This window comes from Acetobacter fallax, from assembly GCF_011516735.1.
GTDB classification, from domain to species: domain Bacteria; phylum Pseudomonadota; class Alphaproteobacteria; order Acetobacterales; family Acetobacteraceae; genus Acetobacter; species Acetobacter fallax.
Genome location: NZ_WOSX01000036.1, coordinates 1 through 16,996 on the forward strand (window position 1 = coordinate 1; position 16,996 = coordinate 16,996).

A 16,996-nucleotide genomic window follows, 5' to 3' on the forward strand; every position below is an offset into this window, starting at 1 on the left:
CGGATGAAGGGCTCGCGATGCTTGTGTCGCAGCGAATGTCGCTGCGACACAAGCATCATTCTGTTCTGATCGCTCTGTCATGAACAGAACACATCACCACACCATAAAATCAACAAGGCGTCTCACACCGGAAGCCTACCCCCAAAGCCCCCTGTCGGCTCAACAGCAATAGAGCAGGCAGGCGGCAATCGCCCTCATGTCGGTCGTTTGGACCACCAGGTTGTTTGCCAAATAGCGGACATCAGCGCTTCAAAGCCTCGTTGCAGAGATTGTCTGGATCTCACTAATTGTACCTCTTGAATGATCCCAAGACACAGACGGGCAACCCATGGACGTTGCGATGAAAATTTCAGCGATACGGAATTGTGATCGGATCATATGACAAGCACGCCCTTATATCCTCGTCATACTGCCCTATAGTATGACAAGGATACTCAAGGGTAGTATATTCGGGAGTAAGCGTTCGTGCCGCACACACCAGCTGAGAAAAAGCGCGTTCTGACCCGCGTGCGCCGTATTCGCGGGCAACTTGATGCGCTGGAACAGGCTTTGGAGAAGGGAACTGATTGCGGTCCGGTGCTGCAACAGGTGGCGGCTATCCGGGGAGCGATCAACGGATTAATGGCCGGTGTTCTCGAAAGCCACCTGCGGGAAGAATTTGTTGAGTGTGCCGGTGATCGTGATGCTGCCAGTGGTTCGATCGAGAATGTGGTGTCACTCGTTCGATCCTATCTCCGGTAATGCCCTCGATGCTGGCTGATAGGTTATTTGGAGAAAAAATCATGAAATCACGGGCCGCAGTTGCTTTCGAGGCGGGTAAGCCCCTTGAGATTGTCGAGATCGATGTAGCGCCTCCTCGTGCTGGTGAGGTGCTCGTGCAGATCACGCATACGGGTGTGTGCCACACTGATGCGTTTACCCTGTCAGGGGATGATCCCGAGGGACTGTTCCCAGCCGTTTTGGGTCACGAAGGCGCGGGAATTGTCATCGAGGTCGGAGAAGGGGTCACCAGCGTTGCCCCCGGCGACCATGTCATTCCGCTTTACACGGCGGAATGCGGTGAATGTCTGTTCTGTAAGTCGGGAAAAACCAATCTCTGCATTTCAGTGCGCGCCACACAGGGTAAAGGTGTGATGCCGGATGGCACGACACGCTTCTCCTACAAAGGTCAGCCGATCCATCATTACATGGGGTGTTCGACGTTCAGCGAATACACGGTTGTCGCCGAGGTTTCTCTGGCAAAAATCAATCCCGCATCCAATCCAGGGCATGTCTGTCTGTTGGGATGTGGCGTCACCACAGGGATTGGTGCGGTACACAACACGGCCAAGGTGCAGCCGGGAGATACGGTTGCCGTCTTCGGTTTGGGCGGGATCGGTCTGGCGGTCATTCAGGGAGCGCGACAGGCAAAGGCTGGCCGGATTTTCGCTATTGATACCAACCCGGAAAAGTTTGAACTTGCCAAAGCATTCGGCGCCACGGAGTTCCTTAATCCTAAGGATTATGACAAACCGATTCAGCAGGTTCTTGTGGAAATGACCGGCTGGGGTATTGATCACACCTTTGAATGTATCGGAAACGTCAACGTCATGCGCGCGGCGTTAGAAGCCGCGCATCGTGGGTGGGGGCAGTCGATCGTCATCGGGGTGGCAGGGGCCGGTCAGGAAATTTCGACCCGTCCCTTCCAGCTTGTGACGGGGCGTTCGTGGCGCGGCTCGGCTTTCGGTGGGGTCAAGGGACGCAGCCAGCTTCCCGGCATGGTCGAAGATGCCATGCGTGGCGATATCGAACTTGCGCCTTTCGTAACCCACACCATGCCGCTCGAAGACATCAATACGGCCTTCGATCTGATGCATGAAGGAAAATCCATCCGTTCCGTCATTCATTTCTAAGGTCTGCGTCTCACCGCGCAACATCATTTCCAATGGTTGGAAATTACAGGAGAACGATCATGGCAGTTATTTCCGGTGACGGTGTTTTCTCTCACGTTTTTCTTGGGGCAGTGGATACTGCGGTATCCGCGAAATTCTATGACGCCGCGCTTGCGGCTCTGGGCATAAAAAACCTGGGGCCGTTCGGGCATGGGTGGATTCTGTATGGCCGCGAAAAGCCAGCCTTCATCATTGCACGTCCAGGCAACGGTGAAGCGCCCTCAAGCAACGGTGTCACCATCGGTTTTGCAGCAGCGACACCCGCCGAAGTGGAGGCTTTTCATGCCGCAGGTCTTGCCAATGGGGGAACCGATGAAGGCGCACCCGGCCCGCGAAGCCACTTACCGGGCGCTTACGCTGCCTATCTCCGGGATCCGGCAGGGAACAAGATCTGCAGTTATACCTTCACGGACGGTAACTGACATGCGCAAAAGGCAGTGAGAGCCATGGAACGCAAGGAAACACACGCCTCTTTTGGGGGCGTGCAGGAAGTCTGGCGACACAAGTCCGTGTCGTTGGGTGTGGAAGCAAACTTCGCGATCTACCTGCCGCCGCAGGCAAAAACTGAAAAGGTTCCCGTTCTTTACTGGCTCTCCGGTCTGACATGTACGGAGCAGAATTTCATTGGCAAGGCTGGCGCGCAACGCGTGGCCGCAGAACTGGGCATCGCCATTGTCGCGTCGGATACCAGTCCACGGGGCGTGGGTGTGGCTGATGACGATGCGTATGATCTTGGACAGGGTGCCGGATTTTACGTCAATGCGACGCAGGAGCCGTGGGCTGCGCATTATCGGATGTATGATTACGTCGTCACGGAACTTCCTGCGCTGATTGAGGCGAGCTTTCCGGTTACGCAGCAGCGAGGCATTGCGGGACATTCGATGGGTGGATTTGGCGCCATCATGATCGCGCTGCGTAATCCTGGCCGCTATCGTTCTGTGTCAGCCTTTTCACCCATTGTGGCGCCAACGCAGGTACCATGGGGTAAAAAAGCATTCAGTGCTTATCTGGGTCCGGATCGTGCCAGTTGGGCAGCCTATGACCCGCTTGAACTTGTGCGGACAGCGAAGGAAAGACTGCCTGTTCTGATAGATCAGGGTCTGGCGGACCAGTTTCTGAAAGAACAGCTCAGGCCAGAACTGTTCCAGGACGCCGCACAGAATGCAGGGCAGGAACTCATCCTGAATCTTCGTCCTGATTACGATCACAGCTATTATTTTGTAGCCAGTTTTATTGCAGATCATCTCAGATATTTCGTGAGTAAACTACGATGAATAGATTGTCAGTTTTTTGGATCTGGAATTTTCTGGCTTTGAGTGGAGATAAAATCTGTTAGGGGCATCTTTCAAACTGTGAAATCAGCTGGCAGCTTTCCGCACCTTTTATCCGGAAGCAGTCCAACTGTTTTGTTTTCTTCCACGATTTGCCTGTTTGCTCAGCGATATAGGAGAAGACAGGCAGCAGTCGCCTCAGAGCGGACATTCTATCGGCGTTGATATGAGAATATTCTTGACAATTGAGCCCGATATACGATATCGAAGGTGGGTAGCGTTTGGCGGAGATTACGCACGTCAAGCGCAACAGTACTATAAAAGGGCACCTGCGGGTGCCCTTTGTCGTTATTGAGGACGTTTAAAGTGCGCGCAGCTGTATTTGTGGATGCTGGTTATCTATTCGCTCAGGGATCTGTCCTTCTTACAGGAAGTCGGCAAGGGCGGGAGTTGTTTACACTTGATATTCCGTCAGTCATAAAATCTCTTCAAGATGTAACGACAGCCAAGACTGGCCTTCCTTTACTGCGTATCTATTGGTACGATGGAATGAGATTGGGGAGGCCCACGCCTGAGCAATCTACCTTGGCAGATTCGAATGATATCAAGATACGGCTAGGCCAGATTAATTCCGCAGGCGAACAAAAAGGGGTAGATGCCCTTATTATTACCGATCTTGCTCAATTGGCACGGAACCACGCTATCAGAGACGCGGTATTGCTTTCAGGCGACGAAGATGTTCGAGTTGGAGTAATGCTCGCGCAGGAATTCGGTGTGCGAGTCCACCTACTCGGAATTCAGCCAGCAAGATCAAATCAAAGTCGGTCTTTAGCGCAGGAAGCTGACACTACCACAGAATGGGATAAGGCAACTGTCTGCACATTCCTTTCCTATTCGCCCCCTTCCACGCCTTGTGTAGCCATCAGCGCTGCAGCCGCAACGGGTCTAGATGCTCAAATAGAACCTCTTGTAGCAGCATTGGCACCAAACGTATTGGCCGAACTTAAGGTAGCGTTTGCGTCTTCAGATCAAATTCCCCATGAGTATGATCGGTCCTTATTGCAAGTTGGGCGGCAGCATTACGGGCAGCCTACGTTAACGGCTTCTGAACGAGAGGTTCTTCGGAAAGCGTTTGTTCGTTTAGTTGGAAATAAATAAAACGGTTTTTGTGATATTTGATTAAATTAGAAAGTAAGCTCTCGGCTATTTTTTTGAGTGTCGTACAGGGAGTCTACAGGAGATATCATTATGAGAGAGCCACGTAATTTAAATATACGTCGGACACGCTTGATGTACTTCATTTCAGATCACGTGAACGACGAGGTGATCTCACCAAAAGAAATTTCGGATTGGGTTTTTCCTGACTTCCTAGAAAATAAAAATTTAGAAGATCTACATGAGCGTCTTGCTAAGCCCCAGAAGAATACCCTCTTGCATTCGTTTATCTTCAATTTGACAGATTTTACAAATGATTATGTGATAAAAAAAGCAGTGGAGGTAGAATGCGACTACTTCCGTACATTGATCTCCAATGCAGATCTGACAATTCCGTCTTGGTTGAACGAGAATGAAGTCAGTCATCACAAGGGCGAACTTTCTAATACGTGCAAGACTGCTCTAAGAGTCATTTTACCATCAGTTTTTCATATCTTATTTTCTGACAGAATTTTTCTTTTCGAATTCCAGCAGAGAATTGCCAAGTATGTTAAAACACTGACAATGGAGCAATACCCGCGGCTACTGAAGGCTGATGGAGTAGTGCATCGTTCCACGTATTATCCATCTTGGCTGCAACGGGCTATTTTTTACAGGGATCAAGGTCGCTGCCAGTTATGTTTTTGTGAAATTAGTGGGCTTAGTTCTCCTAATATAAAGGTTCACCTTGACCACATGGTGCCCCTTGCCGCAGGTGGGAGTAATGACCCTACCAATTTTCAGCTTGCATGTGAAAGTTGCAATACGTCGAAGGGAAAGAGAGAGCTAGTTTCACCAGCAAGATTTGAACCCTACTGGTGATTGATTTTATTCACAGAAATAAATGTGAATTCTATCTATTTTTAGAGATATGTACAGAAATATTTCGAGTAGTTTATTTTCATTGAATATTTAAGTAATTTCATCAGTTATTTTCAATTAAAACATGTTATTCTGCTTATTTAATAATTTCTTTCATATCGAGATATGCCTGATATCGGACATCCCGCTCCCCCCCCTTAACCGACTCAGGTATCGTGCCGTTCCACCTCAGATCCCACGTCCAGCCTCACCTCGTCGTCCAGCGTCGTCCCACGCGCCAACCTGCGTCCGACAGCCTCGACAAAGCCGTCATACCGCTCCCGCCCCTTGCTTTGCGCCGCAGCCAAAGCCGCATCGGGCAGTGGGGGAGTGCTGGTCAGCCAGAACCGCACGAACACGGCGAGCGATTCATTGGAGATCGTGACCCGTCGTTCCATCCGCTCCAGCTGCCGCGTCATCCGGTCCAGCCGCCGAGCGAGCGCCGCCTCCAGCCGCTCCGGCCCATCCGGCGACAGAAACGATGCCAGCGCCGTCTCCACAATCAGCGCCTGCGGCACCTTCTTGCGCGCGGCATAGTCGGCAAGCCTGACACTGAGATCGGCGGGTAGCCGGATCGTGTGCTTGATCCGCATGGCAGTCACAGCCCCATCCGATCGCCAGGATCGAGCGACACCTGCCGCGCAAGAGCCTGCTCCCCACGCCGAAGGGTCTGCGCCCGTGTGGCGTCGTCCTCGGGTTCGTCCTCCGGCGGATCGAACTCATGCACCGGCTTTCTCGGCGCCTGCACCACCTCCTCCTGTTCCGGCAATTCCGGCTCACGGCGGATGCCGGCATTGGCGGGATCATCATCCACATTCCCGGCAGGAGGCGGCTGGACCACATCAGCCCAGTCCCCTGGCGGCGGCGGTCCGATGGGGGGCGTTCCTTCCGGGGCCGGCGGCGGCTCGAACCGGGGTGGCGGCAGGATGCGCGCGGCCAGTTCGGCATCCTCGAAATAGCGCGCCTTGCGCGCCCGGATCGGCGGACAGCCCGAAACCAGCACCAGTTCCTCGTCTGGGGAAAGCTGCATGATTTCGCCGGGCGTGAGCAAAGGCCGCGCGGTTTCATGGCGCGTCACCATCAGGTGCCCGAGCCACGGCGACAGCCGATGCCCGGCGTAGTTCTTCGCGTCACGGATCTCGGTCGCTGTCCCCAACGCATCCGATACGCGCTTGGCGGTCCGCTCATCATTTGTGGCGAAGCTGACCCGGACATGGCAGTTGTCGAGGATCGAGTTGTTCTGGCCGTAGGCTTTCTCGATCTGGTTCAGGCTCTGGCCGATCAGGAAGCTCTTGATGCCATAGCCCGCCATGAAGGCGAGCGCACTTTCGAAGAAATCCAGCCGCCCGAGCGCCGGGAATTCATCGAGCATCAGCAGCAGCCGATGGCGTCGTTTCGCCTCCAGTTCCTCGGTCAGGCGGCGGCCGATCTGATTCAGCACCAGACGGACCAGCGGCTTGGTGCGGCTGATATCTGAGGGTGGGACCACCAGATACAGCGTTGCCGGGTGGCTGCCGGCGACGAGATCGCGGATGCGCCAGTCGCAGCGCCGCGTCACATGCGCCACCACCGGGTCGCGATAGAGGCCGAGAAACGACATGGCGGTGGACAGCACGCCGGAGCGTTCATTGTCGCTCTTGTTCAGCAGTTCCCGCGCCGAACTGGCAACCACGGGATGGACGCCCTTTTTGCCAAGATGCGGTGTGGTCATCATGGCACGCAATGTGGTCTCGATCGCCCGCTTCGGGTCGGAGAGGAAATTGGCGACCCCGGCCAGGGTCTTGTCCTCCTCGGCATAGAGGACATGCAGGATGGTGCCGACCAGCAGGGCGTGACTGGTCTTTTCCCAATGGTTCCGCTTCTCAAGGGCGCCTTCGGGATCGACCAGCACGTCGGCGATGTTCTGCACGTCGCGAACCTCGCGCTCGCCGCGCCGGACTTCCAGCAGCGGATTGTAGGCGGCACTGGAAAGGTTGGTCGGATCGAATAGCAGCACCGGCCCGAAGCGGGCGCGCCATCCGCCGGTCAGCGTCCAGTTCTCGCCCTTGATGTCATGGACGATGGCGGCACCCGGCCAGGTCAGCAGCGTCGGCACCACCAGCCCGACACCCTTGCCCGATCGGGTGGGGGCAAAGCACAGCACATGCTCCGGCCCATCATGACGGAGATAGGCATCGGCGGAGCGACCGAGCACCACGCCATCGGGGGCGAGCAGCCCGGCACGGCGCATCTCGCGGGGATCGGCCCAGTGTGCTGAACCATAGGTAGTGGCACGTTTTTTCTCGCGGGCGCGCCATACCGCCATCGTAATCGCGACGATGACGGCGGCGATCCCGCCCGACCCCGCGATGTAACCGCCGGTGGTGAAGATATCCGGGGCATAGGCGTCGTATGCAAACCACCACCAGAAGAATTCCGGAGGATAATAGACCGGCCAGCGGAACACCATGAACCACGGAGCGCCAAGCTGCGGCTGGAAACCGAGCCGCCACGCCGTCCACTGGGTCGCGGCCCAGGTAAAGGCGAGGATCACGGTGCCGACAGCAAACACCGATCCCCAGAGGATCCTGGTCTGGTTCATGACAGGAACCGACCAGACAGCTCGATTCTCCGATATTCAAGGTCTAATGACACCGCCTGGGGCCGCAGGACAGCAGCGGACAATAAACGGACGGCGCCCGTCCGCAGGGATTGAACGATGACCGACACCATCCGCCTGATCGACTCCATCGCCAGCTATCATGCCCATGTCTATTTCGACGGCGCGATGGAACGCGCGGCGGCGGAAAGGCTTCGCGCCGAGGTCGCCGAGCGCTTCGTGGTCCGGCTGGGTCGCTGGCACGAGGTTCCGGTCGGCCCACACACGTTGCCGATGTATCAGATCGCCTTCGAGACCGGGCTGTTCGCGACGCTCGTTCCTTGGCTGATACTCAATCACCGGGGCCTGAGCATCCTGATCCACCCGAATACGCGTTCTCCGCGCCGGGATCACATCAGCGACGGACTCTGGCTCGGGCAGCGTCGCGCCTTGCTGCCGAAGCGGCTACCGGAAGACTCGCCGAAGGCGGACGACGCAGGGGCTCCGAATACTGAACCGGCGGGTACGGCGCTGATCTGACGCCAGCCCAAAGCCAGGAGCGTGGCGGCGTTCTATTGGTTGCTTTGGTTGTCATGGTTTCCTATATTGCCATCACGAAGAGGACTCTGCCAGGAGGCGACAGGATGCCCACGACACCCGGTTCGGAAACACGCACCCGCGTTGCGGGAAGCCATACGAGAACCCGACTTCTCGGCGTGGGCAGCATCGTGACGGTGCCGGCCGGCCTGGAACTGGCTGCACGCAAGACAGCTCGAACGCGCGGACGTGCCAGCGCGAAGCCACAGGTGCTGGAATACGAGGTTCGGCCGCAAGCCGGTCGCTCTCCCTCCCGCGAGACCGCAACAGATGCCTATGCGGTCGGCCCATGGGGACTTGCCCTGTTACGCGGGAAACAGATCAGGGACGACGATCTTCGCCGTGCCGGTGGCGCCTATACGCTCGATCAGGTCAGGGAACTGCTCAGAGTCACCCGCCAGGCCATCGAGAAGAAAGTCCGCGAACAGGCGATCCTGGCGGTTCCGGGACCGAGCGGCGAGCGGCGCTATCCGGTCGCGCAGTTCACTGGGGATGGGGTCGTGTCGGGCCTGAAGCCGGTGCTCGCCGCCCTGCCAAGCGAAAGCGCATGGTTCCGTCTGAATTTCCTGGTTACGCCGCTCGCACAACTCGACGGGCAGACACCGATCGAAGCGCTGGGCGCTGGCAAGACCGAAGCGGTTGTGGAAGCCGCGCAGTCCATCGGCGTCCAGGGCGGCTGACCGCGTGCCGAACCAGCCCTGGCCGCCGGGAGACCTCGCCTCCCGGCAACCCCGCTGGCGCATTCTGCCCGCGGGCCATCCCCTGCATCGTTTTCACTCCCGCGCTCATGATCCGATTTATTTCGACCGTTCGCGCTCCGGGCGTCTCAACGCGCCGGACGGCTCTCATGGCGTTCTGTACACGGCGGAACAGCAGGCCGGCGCGTTCGCGGAGACGTTCCTGCGCGCGCCAGGCCGCACGCTGCTGCCGATCAATCTCATCGCCGCCAAGGCCTGCACCATACTGAGCGCCAATCGGGAACTGCGGCTGGTGGAGCTGCATGGCCCCGGACTGGCTGTGCTCGGCGCCACGGCGGAGGTCACATCATCCGGCCTGCCGTACGATCTGCCACACGCCTGGTCGAAAGCCGTTCACGACGCATGGTCCGATGCCGACGGCATCAGCTACCGCGCCCGCCATGACAACGATCAGATCTGTTTCGCCCTTTTCGACCGGACGGAGAGCGCGATTGCGATCGCCTCCCAGAGCGACAATCTCGATGCGGACTGGTTCTATGAACTGATGGAGATCTATGGCGTGGGACTGACGAACTGACCGGCAAGGTTTCAAATCCCGAGTCCCCGCTTCCGTCCGAAAGTCCAGTCCACCGCTCCACCCGGCGACAGGGTGCCGGAAACCTGCCGTCCGAGCTTCTGCTCCAGCGCCGGGCGCCACGGCACGAGCTGGAACCCCAGCCCATCGTCGACCATCGCAAACCGACCCGAGGACAGGTTGACCCGCTGGCGATAAACCCCCGAGACAATCTCGTCTTCCTTCGCGGGCCGGTGTTGCAGACCAGTCTGCGCCGCCAATCTGGCGGCCGCCTGATCGAGATCACGCTGGCGCAGGGTGCCGAGCAGGTCGGGTGCGAACACCACGCGCTCGCCCTGCCGCCGGGCCAGCCCCTCGGAGGCGAGATGATCGATCCGCTGCGCCCTCGCCTCGCGGACCTCGGCCCCGAAGCCCGCATTGGCCAGCGCCGAATCTTTGGCGAGCAACTGGCGATCGAGCCAGGTCGCGCCGGGCGCCGTCACCTGCTCGGCCAGCGTGAAATCCGAGCGCGTGGCGAGCGACAGGCGCTGCGTGCCCTTGGCATCCTCCCAGGTGCGGGTCTCGACGATCGCGCCCGGCTTCGCATCGCCGGTCAGATCCAGATCGGGGAAGCGGAGATGATGCGTGCGCCCGTCGGTGCCGGCGATCACCGCGTAGCCCGAACCCTTCAGTTCGTCGTCTAGCCCGCGCTCGACCAGCCGGCCAACGATCGGATCGGCCAGCTTCTCACCGTGGATCGCGAAACCCGCGATGTCGGGCTCTGTCCCACCGCCGGACATGGCGCGGTGCATGGTTTTGATGATGTCGCCCCGGATGGAAAGATCGCGCAGCGTCGCCTCCAGCCCCGGCTTGAGGGTCCAGCGGGCCACCCCGACCGGTTCGGCAAGACCAAGCCCTTCCAGCTTGCTCGCCCGGCCCACCAGCAGGCGGCGCAGTTCCGGGTCTTCAGCACCCGCGCCCGGTCGCAGATCGACGATGCCGCCGCGCTCGTCGTTGATGTCCTGCAACGCGCGATCGAGACTGGTCCAGCGGTCAGCGCCGATCTCGGTTTCCAGCGCGGTGCGGATTTCCTGTTCACTGCGCGGGCCAAGTTCCAACGTCACCCGTTCGGCGGCGCGGTCGCGCAGGCCCTGGCTGATATAAGCGCGGCTGATGACCAGATCCTTGCCGTCGTCGGCCACGCCGCGCACCAGGATGTGGACATGCGGATTGTCAGTGTTCCAGTGATCCACCCCGACCCAGTCCAGCTTGGTGCCGAGGTCGCGCTCCATGTCCTGCATCAACTCCCGCGCGAAGCCCCGCAGATCCTCCATCCGTGCTGCGTCCTCGGGCGAGACGATGAAGCGAAAATGGTGACGGTCGTCTTCGCAGCGTTCCGCGAAGGCCTTGCTGTCCGCCTCATCAGACCCGACATCGAACAGATGGGCCCTGGCCCCGTCGCGAGTGACGCCCTCGCGCCTGAGATAGGCGATGTGCCGGGCGAGTGGTGCTGACCGAAACCGCGCACCCTGCTGGCGGACGACCCGCGCCTTGACCACGACCCGACGGGCATTGCTGCGCAACCGCATGGAGAGTGCCGCACGCCGGCCGCGCCCGAAACGGGAACCGCCACCGCCTCCCCTGCCCTTCGCTCCTAACCGGGTGCCGGTATGACCGGCCTTCTTCGCGGCCCGCATGACCTCACCGACGAAGGATTTCGGTCGTGCGCCCTGATTGCCATGCTGGATGCGTCCGGGCCGGACAGTCAGGCCATCATCGCGCGTCGGCATGGCCCGCTCTCCGCTTCGATGCGCGCCTGACCGCGCCCGGATCGTTGAAAACATGAGGAAAAATGCACGGACAGCCGCAGGCGGTGCGCGGTGAGAGGACAAATTCCCCAATCAAACCAACCACATGCAGCCCCGCACGGGCGCTGCTTTTACCTTGCCGTCCTTCCCTCCGTTGCCAGCCTCCCCCCAGCGCCCCCTCCCAAAGGCACCCATGGCCCGCCAACGCCCGATGGACCGGAACGGGGGTCATCGACGTGCTTCCCCATGCCCTGAGGCGATGAACAGCCCGACCGACTGCGGTGCGAGTGCCGTCCAGTCTGTCGGGCGAGCGTCATCGGCATGCACCGGATCATGCGCGCTCTCGCCATGCCGAGGGGCATTTCCTGTGCGCAGGAATGACGCCGGAAAGAGTGAAGATCTCTGCCAGGACGGTGTCTCCGAAGCACCGATCACGATGTCATCGGCAGGCGGAAGAGCCAGCCGCGCGCTGACCGATGCAACGTAATCCCGCGTCTCGGCAGGCAGTGGTCGGCCGGTTGCGAGATGCTCGTCATAGCGCGCGGGACCGGCATTATAAGCAGCCAGAAATCCGGCTTCGCCATAGCGATCCCGCATCCAGCGCAGATAGGTCGCACCAGCCAGAATGTTGTCACGCGGGTCGAACGGATCGTCGCCGAGGCCGAGCGACGTACGCAGGCTGGCCCATGTTCCGGGCATCACCTGCATGAGCCCCATCGCACCCGCCGACGACACGGCATGCGCATCGCCCCTGCTCTCCGCGTGCAGCACGGCAGCAATCCATGAGGCCGGAATCTGCGCGCGCGTGGCGGCTTCCGCGATCATGTCGGCGTAGGGATCGGCAACCGCATTATGCGTCGGCACCGTCAATGAAACGACGGCCGGAAGCACGACACCGAGCAGACGGAGCGCCGCCTTACCGCCGGTCATCACGCTTCACCGGGCGGCTCCAGACCAGATGGAAGGCACGCCCCTGACGATCGGACTGGAACAGATTGGCGCGGATCGGCTGCGCCAGCATGGGGTCGTCGAGAACCAGCGAGAGATAGGTGCCCGCCTTCTCGCCGGTGCGTTTCCAGGCCGCGCCGACCTCTGGTCCGGCATCGGCGTCACCGAGATGGACGCGATAATCGGGCGCATGCTCGGCGTCCGACGATGTCGCCGGCACGATCGTTAGTTCGACGTCGAGGGCGAGCGTGCGCAGCCGACCGGCGAAGCCGTCAGCCGTGCGTGTAAAAGTTCCGATCTGGGCCATGTCAGCCTCGTTTCTGCTTGGGGGTGGGAGACATCGGTGACGGCACGAGCCACAGCGGCTGCGCGCGGCCGAGCACCGCAGCGACCGGCAGGATGCCGAAATAGCGTCCATCGAGACTGGTCGGGACCGCTGCGTTCATGACGAAGATTTGCCCGGGCAGGACGTGTCGGCAGCCTTGCCAGACCGGCAGCGGACGGCCACGATGGTCGCGGGCGAGTGCCTCGCCGAACACCGCGCCATCGACCGTGACGGCAGCACCAATGCGGCAGACCCGTTGTCCCGGCAGTGCCGCAACTGGTTTGAGCAGCGGCACGCCGAGCGGCAGATAGCCACCGCGCGCCAGCGTCGCGGCGATGTCGGCCGGGGGCCTGATCGCGATCAGGTCGCCGACATGCAATGAACGCTCTGATTGCAGGCGATACAGCCCGACCGGCGTGCTGGCGGTGGCGTTCCAGATCAGCCGGGGCGCCGGATGGATCACCACTGACGTACCAGCACCGAGGATTGCGAAATACGTGGCGAAGAACCAGCCGAAGCGCGTCATGACACCGCCCTCCGGCGGAGCCAGGCGTGGTGGCGGTCGCGCGTGTAGGGACGTGGTGTCTGCCCGGCGAGCATCCGGTTGTGCAGGTGCCGCCAATGCTCGGGCGCGACATCGACGGGGTCGATGCCTATGGCTTCGATACGATCGACAGCTTCGAGCACCAGCCTTACCTTCGGCCAGCCGCTCTGGCGCAGCAGGCTCTCGCCACCGGGGCGCACAAACGGCACCGTCTGATACGGCTCGCCGGGACGGGTGACGCGCACGATGTCGATGCAGGACACCACCGTGCCGTAATCGTTCGCCGCCCAGCGCAGGAAGGCGAACACGGTGTTCGGCGGAAAGCTCAGTATCCGTCGGCGACGATCGAGAATCTGCTCATGGGCGACAGGACCGAAGCGGATCCAGTGCTCGATGCGCTTCTCGATCCAGGTCAGTTCGACATGAGCGAGGGTGTCGGTCATGGCACATCTCCAGAAGTATCGAGGAACTCGCGGGCCAGCAGCGCGCGCAGCATGTCGGCGACCGTGATGCCGCGCTGGAACGCCGCGACCTTGAGGCGGGCACGCAGCGCCGGCGTGACGTCGATGGTCAGCCGGGCGGTGAAACGGTTGGGGGTCGCAGGCTTCTCCGGTGCCCTGACCCAGCGTTCAGGATCGGCGGGACGCGCGGCGAAACCGGGCGGCGTGCGACGTTCCGTCATGGCGCAATCCCCTCGCCGAGCGGCAGCACGGAGGCGATGCGATCGCGCGCCTTCTGCGCCATGACAGGATCGATCTCGCAGCCGACATAGCGCCGGCCAGCCAATCGGCAGGCGACACCGGCCGCACCCGATCCGGCGAACCAGTCACCGACCAGCCCGCCCGGTGGGCAGCTCGTACGGATCAGGATATCCAGCAGGGCCACCGGCTTCTCGGTGGGATGGATGGCACGGCCATGCGTATTGCGGACCGGAATCACGGAACGCATCAGGCGCGGGCCGCCATCCTCGCTGACGTAATGGCCGGCATCGATCTGGCCCATATGCGGCGGCCGATGTTTCCGCCGCACTGTGCGCGCCCGCGCGTCGGGCGTGGTCGGGACCGCGTTGTAGACGGCACGCCAGGGCGTATCGTCGCGATAGAACTGGACGATCAGTTCATGCACGCGGCGGAAACGGTCGGCATGGAAGCTGGAGCCGTTCTGCTTCTCCCAGACCAGTTCCTGGGCATATTTCCAGCCCGCGTTCCGGAATGCCGCGTTGGATGCGAGAAAGCTCCGCAGCGAACCGAACACCCAGAGCGAGCCGCTGGGTTTCAGGGCGGCGAGTGCCTTGCCGGGCCAATCCGCTACGCGCCGGTCCCATGCGAGCGATGTATCGCCATAGGGGGGATCGACCAGGATCATGTCATAGGGGCCGTGCCAGGGCATCAGGAGCGCGCTGTCGCCGGTCAGGAGGGTCATGGCACCAGCCCCCCGATCTCGGCCGTCAGGGCGGCGATTTCGCGGGCGGCAATCCCGTGCGGGCGCAGGTCGCAGACCAGGCGGCCGGTGCGCGCGGCGTCGGCGAAAGCAACCCGCTGGCCGATCCGCGCCGCTAGAGCGGCAGGCTCATGCCCCATCAGCGCCAGCCGGGTTTCGCGGGCGATGACCGTGCGCGCGGCGCAGCGGTTGAGCACGAAGCGGGCCAGCAGGCCGGGACGGAAGAAGCGCGCGTCCTCCAGCAGCCGCAGCATCTCGGCCGAAGCCCATCCGTCGAACGGCGAAGGCTGCGCGGGAATCAGCACCAGGTCGGCAGCCAGCAGAGCGGAGCGCAATAATGCCGCCACCCGAGGCGGACCGTCGATGACGACGTGATCCACCCCCTGAGCTAGTTGGGGCGCCTCGTGGTGGAGTGTGTCGCGTGCCAGCCCGATCACGCCGAACAGCCGGGGCAGTCCTTCCCGCGCGCGCTGCGCCGACCAGTCCAGCGCCGAACCCTGCGGATCGGCGTCGATGACCGTCACGCGCTGGCCTTCCCGAGCCCATTGGCCGGCGAGATGCAGCGCCAGAGTCGTCTTGCCGACGCCGCCCTTCTGGTTGAGGAAAGCCACGATCATGGCCCCTCTCCGGGGGTTTTCCACGGATCGGCAGGGGGGCCAACATCCTTAAAGTTAGACTCTTTTAAGTTAGAATCTAAGTTAAGGGCGTCGTAACCAATTGATTCAATGTCATGATTCGGCGTTTTCCGCAAACGATAGCACGGATGCCGTGGCAGTGATGGCACGGATAAATCCACAACTGATAGCACGGATGAACTCACAGCTTGTCCACAGACGCCTGTGGATAATTTGACAGGTGCAAAGGCCAGCGTGTCATTGCCGTTGCGGTCGGGACGCACCGACAGCCGATAGCCGGCAAAGGGCTGCCGCTTCGCCATGTCGCGCAGTTCGAAGGCAAAGCGCCGATACGGGGAAAGGCTGGCAGATTTTTCGTAGAGATGGCGCAGGCCGAAGGCCCAGCCCGCACGCTGGCGACCGCCATGCTTGCGCACGATGCGATAGAGCCAGCGCTCCAGACCGCCGGTGAGGCCAAAATAGACCGGGTCGATGGTCAGCACGAGGGCGTCATCAAGAACCGCCTGGTAGAACCAGTCCGGCAGGATCAGTTCGATCACGCGGGTGCGCCCTTCCCGCGCGGTGTGCCGCTTCCATTCGTTGACCCAGGAGAACCGGTGCAGTTGTCCCTTCCCGGTCTGCCGGAGCGAGGTCTTGACCGTGGTGGATTGCAGCCGGTCGAAGGCTGCTTCCAGCCGCTCATAGTCCCGCGCGCTGTCGCCCCGGCCGATGAAGGTCAGGATCTCGCGCGGGCTGGCCACCATCAGCCGCGACGTGCGCCGACCGGCGTCGCGCGCGGCAACGAGGTGACTGGCGGCCCAGATCAGCACGTCAGCGTCCCAGATCGTGGCCATGCCATGTCCGGCGGACGCCTCGACCCGAATGGTGACGTCCGGGGTCCGATAATCGATCGGGACCATGCGGGGGGATTTGGCGAGGCTGAAGAACGGGAACGCCATCAGATCCTGGGCATCACGAGGCGCGAAATCTCCCGCAATGGCATGGAAGAGTTCCAGTTGCTCGCGCTCGGAGCGCGTTCTGCCCGTCGGGGACATCAGCGCCGGCTCCCACGTGAGGCCGCCGGCGTCGGCGGGATCAGCGGGCTTTGCCGCGCGGCGGCGGACACGGTGCCGGCGGTGGTGTCTGATGTGTGGGCACGTGCTCCGCTCTCGACCCAGGCCTGCAACTCATCGACCCGATAGACCACGCGGCCGCCGAGCTTCGAGTAGCGCGGACCGGTGCCGTAGATCCGGTGTTTTTCCAGGGTGCGAATGGACAGTCCGACGAAGCGCGAGGCGTCGGGCGTGCGCAGATAGCGCGGCGGCAGATCGCTGTAATTGGCGGACATGAGGAAGCTCCGTGATCGCTGGCAGAGGCCGCGGGACAGGTGCGGCCAGCAGGGATCAGCGTGGCGGAGCGGGCGTATTCGAAACTAGGACCGATCTCGCCGGGGGGTGAGATCGGTCCTGGACAAGTCGAAAAAAATGGCGGTGTCGGCTATGACCGTCCACCGCCTTGCATGAACATCAATGAACACTTCGTTATATAACTGCCAGTCTCGCGATGGCCCGCGTTACGTGATGTCGCGACGGGCGTCCGGAGCTCGCCCGGCGTACGGCATCATGAAAATCAGA

The 16,996-nt window shown here is 60.9% G+C and carries 22 protein-coding genes; 10 read left to right on the top strand and 12 right to left on the bottom strand.

What is annotated here, in order from left to right; all coding sequences use genetic code 11:
• Positions 1-465: 465 nt before the first annotated feature.
• The 6 genes from frmR to GOB85_RS14505 all read left to right on the top strand — a co-directional run bounded on the left by frmR (position 466) and on the right by GOB85_RS14505 (position 5,218).
• Complete coding sequence (gene frmR / locus GOB85_RS14480; protein ID WP_025829448.1) at positions 466-741, top strand: formaldehyde-responsive transcriptional repressor FrmR; 276 nt, start codon at positions 466-468, stop codon at positions 739-741.
• A gap of 41 nt (positions 742-782) precedes the next feature.
• The gene (locus GOB85_RS14485) at positions 783-1,892 is read left to right on the top strand and encodes an S-(hydroxymethyl)glutathione dehydrogenase/class III alcohol dehydrogenase (protein ID WP_003618980.1); all 1,110 of its coding nucleotides are present in this window, start codon (positions 783-785) and stop codon (positions 1,890-1,892) included.
• 59 nt (positions 1,893-1,951) lie between these two features.
• The gene (locus GOB85_RS14490) at positions 1,952-2,353 is read left to right on the top strand and encodes a VOC family protein (RefSeq protein ID WP_003618982.1); all 402 of its coding nucleotides are present in this window, start codon (positions 1,952-1,954) and stop codon (positions 2,351-2,353) included.
• Between the two features lie 24 nt (positions 2,354-2,377).
• On the top strand, positions 2,378-3,205 hold the full coding sequence (gene fghA / locus GOB85_RS14495) for an S-formylglutathione hydrolase (RefSeq protein WP_019087628.1): 828 nt from the start codon (positions 2,378-2,380) through the stop codon (positions 3,203-3,205).
• 363 nt (positions 3,206-3,568) lie between these two features.
• The gene (locus GOB85_RS14500) at positions 3,569-4,360 is read left to right on the top strand and encodes an NYN domain-containing protein (RefSeq protein ID WP_198912221.1); all 792 of its coding nucleotides are present in this window, start codon (positions 3,569-3,571) and stop codon (positions 4,358-4,360) included.
• Between the two features lie 90 nt (positions 4,361-4,450).
• A complete protein-coding gene (locus GOB85_RS14505) occupies positions 4,451-5,218 on the top strand; it encodes an HNH endonuclease (protein ID WP_173578218.1) in 768 nt (255 codons plus the stop codon).
• A 206-nt stretch (positions 5,219-5,424) separates the two neighbouring features.
• Here the strand turns inward: GOB85_RS14505 and GOB85_RS14510 are convergent, their stop codons facing one another.
• Entirely contained in the window at positions 5,425-5,850 is a 426-nt protein-coding gene (locus GOB85_RS14510) for a hypothetical protein (RefSeq protein ID WP_019086939.1), read from the bottom strand.
• Positions 5,851-5,855: 5 nt separating this feature from the next.
• A complete protein-coding gene (locus GOB85_RS14515) occupies positions 5,856-7,838 on the bottom strand; it encodes a conjugal transfer protein TraG (RefSeq protein WP_019086938.1) in 1,983 nt (660 codons plus the stop codon).
• A gap of 117 nt (positions 7,839-7,955) precedes the next feature.
• Between GOB85_RS14515 and GOB85_RS14520 the strand changes: the two genes are divergently transcribed.
• The 3 genes from GOB85_RS14520 to GOB85_RS14530 all read left to right on the top strand — a co-directional run bounded on the left by GOB85_RS14520 (position 7,956) and on the right by GOB85_RS14530 (position 9,707).
• A complete protein-coding gene (locus tag GOB85_RS14520; RefSeq protein WP_019086937.1) occupies positions 7,956-8,375 on the top strand; it encodes a DOPA 4,5-dioxygenase family protein in 420 nt (139 codons plus the stop codon).
• A 104-nt stretch (positions 8,376-8,479) separates the two neighbouring features.
• On the top strand, positions 8,480-9,112 hold the full coding sequence (locus GOB85_RS14525) for a hypothetical protein (RefSeq protein WP_019086936.1): 633 nt from the start codon (positions 8,480-8,482) through the stop codon (positions 9,110-9,112).
• 4 nt (positions 9,113-9,116) lie between these two features.
• Positions 9,117-9,707 (top strand): RES family NAD+ phosphorylase, encoded by a 591-nt coding sequence (locus GOB85_RS14530; protein WP_019086935.1) that lies wholly within the window; start codon positions 9,117-9,119, stop codon positions 9,705-9,707.
• Positions 9,708-9,718: 11 nt separating this feature from the next.
• On the opposite strand, the gene GOB85_RS14535 is transcribed toward GOB85_RS14530, so the two are convergent.
• Positions 9,719-11,272 (bottom strand): relaxase/mobilization nuclease domain-containing protein, encoded by a 1,554-nt coding sequence (locus GOB85_RS14535; protein ID WP_242011535.1) that lies wholly within the window; start codon positions 11,270-11,272, stop codon positions 9,719-9,721.
• Between the two features lie 81 nt (positions 11,273-11,353).
• On the opposite strand from GOB85_RS14535, the gene GOB85_RS19385 reads away from it, so the two are divergent.
• Complete coding sequence (locus tag GOB85_RS19385) at positions 11,354-11,503, top strand: hypothetical protein (RefSeq protein WP_242011536.1); 150 nt, start codon at positions 11,354-11,356, stop codon at positions 11,501-11,503.
• A gap of 216 nt (positions 11,504-11,719) precedes the next feature.
• On the opposite strand, the gene GOB85_RS14540 is transcribed toward GOB85_RS19385, so the two are convergent.
• The 9 genes from GOB85_RS14540 to GOB85_RS14580 are packed head-to-tail and all read right to left on the bottom strand — an operon-like array spanning position 11,720 to position 16,710.
• Positions 11,720-12,421, bottom strand: coding sequence for a lytic transglycosylase domain-containing protein (locus GOB85_RS14540; RefSeq protein ID WP_003618774.1), 702 nt, complete (start codon positions 12,419-12,421; stop codon positions 11,720-11,722).
• Positions 12,408-12,746: a DUF736 domain-containing protein gene (locus GOB85_RS14545; protein ID WP_003618772.1), complete on the bottom strand. Its 339-nt coding sequence runs from the start codon at positions 12,744-12,746 to the stop codon at positions 12,408-12,410. Before GOB85_RS14545 ends, GOB85_RS14540 begins: the two co-directional genes overlap by 14 nt.
• A 1-nt stretch (position 12,747) precedes the next feature.
• On the bottom strand, positions 12,748-13,290 hold the full coding sequence (locus GOB85_RS14550) for a S26 family signal peptidase (protein WP_173578219.1): 543 nt from the start codon (positions 13,288-13,290) through the stop codon (positions 12,748-12,750).
• Positions 13,287-13,751 (bottom strand): DUF2840 domain-containing protein, encoded by a 465-nt coding sequence (locus GOB85_RS14555; RefSeq protein WP_173578220.1) that lies wholly within the window; start codon positions 13,749-13,751, stop codon positions 13,287-13,289. The genes GOB85_RS14550 and GOB85_RS14555 overlap by 4 nt, the downstream gene beginning before the upstream one ends.
• Entirely contained in the window at positions 13,748-13,990 is a 243-nt protein-coding gene (locus GOB85_RS14560; protein WP_173578221.1) for a ribbon-helix-helix protein, read from the bottom strand. The genes GOB85_RS14555 and GOB85_RS14560 overlap by 4 nt, the downstream gene beginning before the upstream one ends.
• Positions 13,987-14,730 (bottom strand): DNA-methyltransferase, encoded by a 744-nt coding sequence (locus tag GOB85_RS14565; protein ID WP_173578222.1) that lies wholly within the window; start codon positions 14,728-14,730, stop codon positions 13,987-13,989. The genes GOB85_RS14560 and GOB85_RS14565 overlap by 4 nt, the downstream gene beginning before the upstream one ends.
• Positions 14,727-15,365 (bottom strand): ParA family partition ATPase, encoded by a 639-nt coding sequence (gene parA / locus GOB85_RS14570; RefSeq protein ID WP_003618761.1) that lies wholly within the window; start codon positions 15,363-15,365, stop codon positions 14,727-14,729. The genes GOB85_RS14565 and parA overlap by 4 nt, the downstream gene beginning before the upstream one ends.
• A complete protein-coding gene (locus GOB85_RS14575) occupies positions 15,362-16,417 on the bottom strand; it encodes a replication initiator protein A (protein WP_173578223.1) in 1,056 nt (351 codons plus the stop codon). The genes parA and GOB85_RS14575 overlap by 4 nt, the downstream gene beginning before the upstream one ends.
• Positions 16,417-16,710, bottom strand: a complete 294-nt coding sequence (locus tag GOB85_RS14580) for a helix-turn-helix transcriptional regulator (protein ID WP_173578224.1) — start codon at positions 16,708-16,710, stop codon at positions 16,417-16,419. Before GOB85_RS14580 ends, GOB85_RS14575 begins: the two co-directional genes overlap by 1 nt.
• Positions 16,711-16,996 lie beyond the last annotated feature (286 nt).